This is a genomic window from Kutzneria sp. NPDC051319, assembly GCF_040682195.1.
Taxonomy (GTDB): Bacteria; Actinomycetota; Actinomycetes; order Mycobacteriales; family Pseudonocardiaceae; genus Kutzneria.
The window spans coordinates 126,129-133,413 of record NZ_JBFBAM010000020.1; the positions used below are offsets into that span (position 1 = coordinate 126,129).

At 70.7% G+C, this 7,285-nt stretch carries 7 protein-coding genes; all 7 read left to right on the forward strand.

What is annotated here, in order from left to right; all coding sequences use genetic code 11:
- Window positions 1-139 precede the first annotated feature (139 nt).
- Window positions 140-1,303, forward strand: a complete 1,164-nt coding sequence (locus tag AB0M73_RS22160; RefSeq protein WP_363893158.1) for a hypothetical protein — start codon at window positions 140-142, stop codon at window positions 1,301-1,303.
- Window positions 1,304-1,404: 101 nt separating this feature from the next.
- Window positions 1,405-2,568 carry a hypothetical protein gene (locus AB0M73_RS22165; RefSeq protein WP_363893161.1) on the forward strand — a complete coding sequence of 388 codons (1,164 nt, stop codon included), beginning with the start codon at window positions 1,405-1,407 and terminating at the stop codon, window positions 2,566-2,568.
- Window positions 2,519-3,223 (forward strand): GNAT family N-acyltransferase, encoded by a 705-nt coding sequence (locus AB0M73_RS22170; RefSeq protein WP_363893164.1) that lies wholly within the window; start codon window positions 2,519-2,521, stop codon window positions 3,221-3,223. The genes AB0M73_RS22165 and AB0M73_RS22170 overlap by 50 nt, the downstream gene beginning before the upstream one ends.
- A 59-nt stretch (window positions 3,224-3,282) precedes the next feature.
- Window positions 3,283-3,918 carry a lysophospholipid acyltransferase family protein gene (locus AB0M73_RS22175; RefSeq protein ID WP_363893167.1) on the forward strand — a complete coding sequence of 212 codons (636 nt, stop codon included), beginning with the start codon at window positions 3,283-3,285 and terminating at the stop codon, window positions 3,916-3,918.
- A complete protein-coding gene (locus tag AB0M73_RS22180; protein WP_363893170.1) occupies window positions 3,911-4,516 on the forward strand; it encodes a VTT domain-containing protein in 606 nt (201 codons plus the stop codon). The genes AB0M73_RS22175 and AB0M73_RS22180 overlap by 8 nt, the downstream gene beginning before the upstream one ends.
- Window positions 4,517-4,526: 10 nt before the next feature.
- Window positions 4,527-6,350, forward strand: coding sequence for a BTAD domain-containing putative transcriptional regulator (locus AB0M73_RS22185; RefSeq protein ID WP_363893173.1), 1,824 nt, complete (start codon window positions 4,527-4,529; stop codon window positions 6,348-6,350).
- Window positions 6,238-7,285: tetratricopeptide repeat protein (locus AB0M73_RS22190; RefSeq protein ID WP_363893176.1), on the forward strand; the 1,048-nt coding region annotated here is incomplete at its 3' end. The genes AB0M73_RS22185 and AB0M73_RS22190, both read left to right, overlap by 113 nt.

Genomic DNA, 7,285 nt, shown 5'->3' on the forward strand with positions numbered 1-7,285 from the left:
TCGGTGTAGACCGGTGACCTTGCCCACTCGGCCCGGCGCGGGCAATGCGGCTCACCCACTCGATCGGGTGGTATGCGCCTGATCTCGGTTCGGCCGAAACGGTGGAATCGGCGTTGACGAGCGTTCATGCTCTCGGACCATGAGCACCAAGGGCTGGTCCGTGGCACGCGTGCGCGAGCTGTGGTCGCTGTACTGGACGCGGGGGACCGCGGGCCGGGAGACCCCGGCCGAGCTGGTCTCGATCATGTATGCCTGGTGGTTCATCGCGCTGGCGCTCAAGCTGCTCGGCGGCTCGTGGGACATCTCCTGGCACTTCTGGACCATTCGCGACAATCTCGCGCCGCCGCACGACCTGAACACCGTCGGCACGGCGATCGCCGTGGTGCTGGTGCTGTTCCACACCTACACCGGCTACGCCGCCGACAAGGCCACGCTGCGCTGGATGCAGTGGGGCACGGGCCTGTTCCTCATCGCCATCCCGATCGACGTGGTCAACCACACCGTGAACGGGTTGGACATCACCACCTGGAGCCCGTCGCACTCGCTGCTGTTCATCGGCACCGCCGGCATGCTCATCGGCGTGGCGATGGGCTGGTACCGCAACGCCGCCCGCGGCCGCTGGTTCGCGCCGGGCCTGATCGTGCTGCTGACGCTGGTGTTCGAGGACTTCTGGTTCCCGAACGAGCAGCAGGAGTACGGCGTGCTGGAGATCGCCTCCTGGGACGCGAATCCGGGTCATCCCTACGCCAACGACGAGCTGCTGAAGTTCGCCTCGGACCAGATCCACCAGCCGATGGGCCGGGCCGGTGTCGTGCACTTCTCGCTGCCGATGCCGGACTGGGTGTACCCGGTGTGGGGCCTGGGTGTCTGCGTGCTGCTGTTCGCCATCGGCCGGCAGATCGTGGGCCGTCGCTGGACGGCGACGGCGATGGCCGGCCTGTACGTGGGCTTCCGCTCGGTGCTGTGGCTGGTGTTGACGGCCACCGCGTTCCCGCCGTCGGCGGTGCCGTTCTTCCTGCTGGGCGCGGGCGTGGTGATCGATCTGGTGTTCCTGATCCCCATGACGAAGTGGCTACGCCCCTTCGTCGGGGCCGTCGCCGTCACCGCCGTGGCCTACGGCCTGTTGTTCGCCCAGTCGGTCCTGCTCGCCGCCCCACCCCGCGCCGACTGGACCCCGCCCCTCTGCGCCGCCCTCCTGGCCCTCCTCTGGCTGGCAGCCACCTTCCTCACCCGGCGAGTCCCGCTCTCGGGCAACCATGCGTCGACTTCCGGCGAGTCGCGCTCCCCGGCGCCCCGAATGTAGGTTTCGAGCAGCCGACCCTGAAGGTCACGGGGGTTTCCCCTACCCCCACTGGGGGCCATTACCTATTCACGCGGGCCGCCTTCCTCGCGACGATGGTCGGCATGAGGGGAACACTGCGGCGCATTGGTCCACTGTGGACGCGCGGCGAGCCGGGGAGGGCCACGCCGCCGGCCGTGACGGTCGCGCTGTACACGTCCTGGCTGGTGGCCCTGGCCTTCAAGACGCTGGGCGCCAGCTGGGACGTGGCCTGGCACTTCAAGTGGATCCGGGACACCACCGCCCCGCCCCACATGGTCAACTTCCTCGGCACCGGCATCGCGGTGGCCCTGGTGCTGATCCACACCTACACCGGCTACGGCGTCGACCGCCGGTCGCTGCGGTTCCTCCAGGTCGGCATGGGCTCGTTCCTGGTGACGATCCCGATGGACATCGTCAACCACACGGTCAACGGCCTCGACCTGACCGCGTGGAGCGTCACCCACATGCTGCTCTACACCGGCACCACTGTGACCCTGGCCGGCCTGATCATGGCCTGGCACAAGCAGTTCCCGCGATCCCACCGGTTCTACCGGATCGGCTTCGCCGCGCTGTGGCTGTCCATGATGGAGAACCTGTGGTTCCCCAACGAGCAGCAGGAGTACGGCGTGCTGTCGCTGGCGGCGTGGGACCGCGGCCAGACCTACGCCGAGCCGGAGCTGTTGCAGTTCGCGGCGGCGCAGATCCACCACCCGGTCGACCGGGCCGCCGTCGAGCACTTCTCGCTGGGGCTGCCGGAATGGCTTTATCCGGTGTGGTGCGTGCTGTCCGCGACGATCACGCTGATGCTGGCCAAACGGTTCCTGCGCGGGAGGTTCACGGCCACGCTCATCGCCGCCGCCTACGTCGGTTACCGCACGCTGGCGCTGGGATTCATTGCCGGCTTGGGCTTTCCGCCCTACGCGGTGCCGGTCTGGGCACTGGCCATCGGCGTCGCGGTCGACCTCGCGTACCTGCTGCGAGCACCGCTCACGGCCGTGGTGCTGGCCCCGGGCCTGGCGTATCTGGCTCTGTGGGGCCAAAGCGTGCTCCTGGTGGCGCCGCCGTCGGACCTCCGCTCGGGCCCGGTGGTCGTCGCGGCGCTGCTGCTGGCGCTGGCCGGCATTGGGGGGTTAACCCCCGTCGGAATCGGGTGGACGCCGCCTGTCCGCGCCACGCGGTCACGGACACGCTGGCAGCATGGGGAAAACAGCAACGCAGGCGCGCTACTCGGTAGCGGTCGCCGATGACGCGGACACCGTCCGCGCGGCCCAGCGGCTGCGCAACGAGGTGTTCGGGCTAGACCGCCCCGGCGGTCTGGACATCGATCCGTTCGACGAGTTCTGCGACCACATCGTCGTCCGCGCGACGGACAGCGGAGAGGTCGTCGGCACCTACCGGCTGCTGCCGCCGGGGCGGACGGATCGGCTCTACTCCGAGGGGGAGTTCGACCTCGACGCGTTGCGAGGGGTACGCGCCGATGTCGTGGAGGCCGGCCGCTCCTGTGTGCATCCTGCCCACCGGAGCGGCGCGGTCATCACCCTGCTCTGGGGCGCGCTGGCCCGGTACGTGCTGCTGTCCGGGCATCGCTGGCTGGCCGGCTCCGCGTCGGTGTCGCTGGCCGACGGTCCGGACCTGGCCACGACGGCCTGGACCCGGGCCGCCGAGCATCTGTCGCCGCCGGAGCTGCGGGTGCGGCCTTACCAGCCGTGGACGCCACCAGGTCCGCCTTCGTGTCAGCCGCCACTTCCGCCGCTGCTCCAGGGCTACCTGCGGCTCGGCGCCTGGGTGTGCGGGCCACCGGCCCACGACCCGGACTTCGGCACCGCGGATCTGTTCGTGCTGCTGTCCATGGACCGGGTGCATCCGCGGTACCTGGAGTTCTTCCTGGCGGCGCGGGGATGACCGCCTGGCTGCCTGTCTCGCCGTGCACCCCGCGCTGCGCGACTTCTCCGACGCCGCCGGTGTCTCCGGCCCGAGCGGCCGTCCGGGCGGTCAAATCCCTCGGCCCGATCGTGCGCCGTGACGCCGCCGGCCTGCTCAGGGCCTTGGGCGTGCGGCTGACGTCCACCGTGGACCGGCTTAGCGCCGATCGCGGCACGCTGGTCGTGGCCAATCACGTGTCCTGGCTGGATATTCCGGCGCTGCTGGCGGTCGAGCCGTTGCGGCTGCTGGCCAAGCGCGAGGTGGGGGACTGGCCGCTGATCGGGGGCATGGCCCGGCGAAGCGGGACGATCTTCATCGAACGTGACAACATACGTTCACTGCCCGTTACTGTCGCCCGGCTCGCGCACGCCTTACGTTCGGGGTGTTCCGTTCTCGTCTTCCCGGAGGGAACCACCTGGTGTGGCAGGGAAATGGGGGTGTTCCGGCGGGCCGCGTTCCAGGCCGCGCTGGACGCTGACGCGCCGGTCCGTCCGGTGACGATCAGTTACAGCGCGCCGATCGCGGCCTACGTCGGGGACGACACTCTGGTCGCCTCTCTGGCCCGGGTCGCCCGTGCCGGCGGCCTTCGCGTGCGCGTCACCGCACATCCCTTGGTGCACGGCGCCGACCGCCGGGAGCTGGCCGCGGCGGCAAGGCGGTCGATCGATGCTTGATCTCGTCCGGGAACTCGCGAACTCCCCGTGGCTGTGGACCGCCGTCTTCTTCATCGCCGCCCTCGACGCCCTGCTGCCGTTCATGCCCAGCGAGACCACGGTCGTGCTGGTCGGCGTCCTCATCGCGCCCAGCGTCACCGGCCTCGGCCAGCTCGTGCTGGTCGCCGCGGCCGGCGCCTTCGCCGGCGACGTCGCCGCGTTCTACTTGGGCCGGTCCACCGGCAACGCCGTGCTCACCCGCCTGATGCGCCGCGAGCGCGGCATCCAGGCCCGGGAATGGGCCCAGCGCCAACTGGAAAGTCGCGGACGGTTACTGATCGTCTTCGGCCGCTACGTGCCCGGCGGCCGCGCCGCCACCCTGGCCACCGCCGGCGCCCTCGGCTTCTCCCCGTCCTGGTTCCTGCCCGCGGAAGCGGTCGGCGTCCTGCTGTGGGGCACCCAGGCCGCACTCATCGGATTCATCGGCGGCAGCACGTTCCAGGACCAGCCGCTGATCGGCATGACCTTCTCTTATGGGTTTGTCGTCCTTGTCGTGATCGGTTCCGCTATCGCCCATCGCATTCGCCACTCCCGGCATATACTGCGGAGTCGGCGTTGAACGGGGGTTCATGGCTGCTGAGTTCGACTTTCGGGTGCTCGGCCCGCTTGAGGTCAGACACAACGGCACGTTGGTGACGGTCGGGGCCGCCCGCCAGCGCACCCTACTCGCGGCCCTGCTCATGCGGGCCAACCAGGTCGTTTCCCTCGACGAGCTGGTCCGCAACGTGTGGGAGGAACACCCCACCGCCGGCGCCCGCACCACCGTGCAGAACTACGTGATGCGCCTGCGCAACGCCTTGCGCGGCGCCGCCGGCACTTCGCCGATCGTCACCGCGTCCGACGGTTACCTGATCTCCGTCAGCGAGTCCGAATTGGACGTTTGGCGATTCCGCGAACTCGTCGCCGATGCCCGCCGCGCCGATCCCGAATCGGCGACCAAGCTGCTCACCGACGCCCTTTCCCTGTGGCGCGGCGACGCGCTGGCCGACGTGCAGTCAGAGACCCTGCGCCGGGAATTCGCCCCTCGCCTGACCGAGCAGTTGCTGTCCGCCATCGAGCTGCACATCGACGTCGAACTCGACCTGGCCCGCCACGCCGCCGCCATCGGCGAGCTGCGCGACCTCACCCTCCGCCATCCGCTGCGGGAGCGGTTCTGGGCCCAGCTCATCACCGCCCTCTACCGCTCCGGCCGCCAGGCCGAAGCCCTCCAGGCCTTCACCGACGTCCGCACCGTCCTGGCCGACGAGCTCGGCATCGACCCCGGTCCCGAGCTGCAGGAGCTGCACCGCCAGGTCCTGACCGGCGACCCCGCGCTGGCCAGGATCGCCATCCGCCAGCCGCTCGTGCGGCAACTCCCGCCGCCCGTCGGCGGCTTCGTCGGCCGCGCCGCCGAGCTCGAGGCCCTGGACCAGCTGCTCGACCGCCGTCCCGGTGTCGCGGTCGTGTCGGCCGGCGGCGGCTTCGGCAAAACGTCCCTGGTGCTGCGCTGGGCGCACGACCACGTCGACCGGTTCCCGGACGGCCAGCTGTTCGTGAACCTGCGCGGCTTCGATCCCTCCGGCCCCTCCATGCAGCCGACCTCCGCGCTGCGGGCCTTTCTGGAAGCGCTCGGCGTGCCGTCGGCGTCGATTCCCAGCGAGCTGGACGCGCAGACCGCGCTCTACCGGAGCCTGGTCGCGGACAAGCGGATGCTACTTGTGCTGGACAACGCGTTGGACTCGACGCACGTGGCGCCGCTGCTGCCCGGCAGTCCGACCTGCACCGTGTTGGTGACCAGCCGCAACCAGCTCGGCGGCCTGATGACCACGCAGCAGGCGATGCTGATCGCCCTCGACGTGCTCGGCGACCAGGAGGCACGCGACCTGCTCGCCGCCCACCTCGGCGCGACGCGGGTGGCCGCCGAGCCGGCAGCGGTCGACGAGATCGTCGACCGCTGCGCGAGCCTGCCGCTGGCGCTGAGCATCGTTGCCGCGCGGGCCGCGGGCCATCCCGGCTTCCCGCTGTCCACACTGGCCGACGAGCTCGCCGAGGCCCCGGCTGGACGCGCTCGACGCCGGGGAGTTGACCGCCAACCTGCGCGCGGTGTTCTCCTGTTCCTACAACGCGCTCGGCAGCCCGGCGGCGGAGGTGTTCGGCCTGCTCGGGCTGGCTCCCGGCCCGGACATCGGACTGGCCGCGGCCGCCTCGCTGACCGGCCTGGCCCCGGCCAGGACCCGGACCCTGCTGCGGGAGCTGGAGAACTCGCATCTGGTCAACCAGCACGCGCCCGGCCGCTACCGGATGCACGACCTGGTCCGGCTCTACGCGGCCGAGCGGGGCCTGCCGGGCCCGGTGCGCGAGGCGGCCCTGACCCGGCTCGTCGACTACTACCTGCACACGGCGTACGCCGGTGAGATCCAGTTCCTTGGCCACCGCCGGCCGATCGAAATGCCCCAGCCGGCCAACGGCACCCGGCCCGAGGTGTTCACCGACCAGGCTGCCGCGCTGGCCTGGTTTGCCGCCGAGCACACCAACATCCTGCTGGTCCAACGGCTGGCCGCCGAGCGTTTGTGGGATCGGGCAGTATACGCCATGGCCTGGTCGCTGTCGACCTACCACTGGCGCCGCGGCGAGACCCGCTACGACATCATGGTGTGGCAGCTCGGTCTGCCGGCGGCGCAGTCGCTCGGCGCGCCGGTGGCGACGGCCCACCGGCTCTACGGCCGGGCGCTGATCCGGGCCGGCCTGCTCGATGACGCGCTGGACCAGCTCCAGCAGGCCAAGCGTCGGGTCGCCGACGACGACATCGCCGAACGGGCGCAGATCGACCACACCATGGCCTGGCTGTGGGAGAACCGCGGCGACGACCGGGCGGCGCTCAAGCACGCGCAGCGGGGGTTGGAGCTGTTCGCCGCCGCGGGCGATCCACTCGACGAGGCCAGGGCGTACAACGCGGTCGGCTGGTACCAGGCCCGGCTCGGCGATTTCGAGGCGGCGCTGGCCAACTGCACTCGGGCACTGGAGATGACCAGGGAGCAGGATCGGGCCGGGCAGTACGGCGTGCTCGACAGCCTGGGCTTCATCGCCCGCGGCCTCGGCCGCTACGACGAGGCGCTGGACTGCTACGACCAGGCGCTGGCGCTCAACCACGAGCTCGGCAACATCTACCTCCAGGCCGACATCATGTCCGGCATCGGCGCTGTGCGAGCCGACATCGGCGACCCGGCGGCGGCCCGACAGGCCTGGGGGCAGGCCATCGAGCTCTATCGGGCGCAACACCGCCAGAACGACGTCGAGCGCGTCCACCGGCTGCGGGCAGCGCTAGACGAAGACTGTCACGGACTCATCC

Bases quoted from the DNA above. Each gene is read 5' to 3' on its own strand.
- AB0M73_RS22170 (WP_363893164.1), top strand. From the start codon at position 2,519: ATGGGGAAAACAGCAACGCAGGCGCGCTACTCGGTAGCGGTCGCCGAT.
- AB0M73_RS22180 (WP_363893170.1), top strand. From the start codon at position 3,911: ATGCTTGATCTCGTCCGGGAACTCGCGAACTCCCCGTGGCTGTGGACC.
- AB0M73_RS22185 (WP_363893173.1), top strand. From the start codon at position 4,527: ATGGCTGCTGAGTTCGACTTTCGGGTGCTCGGCCCGCTTGAGGTCAGA.
- AB0M73_RS22160 (WP_363893158.1), top strand. From the start codon at position 140: ATGAGCACCAAGGGCTGGTCCGTGGCACGCGTGCGCGAGCTGTGGTCG.
- AB0M73_RS22165 (WP_363893161.1), top strand. From the start codon at position 1,405: ATGAGGGGAACACTGCGGCGCATTGGTCCACTGTGGACGCGCGGCGAG.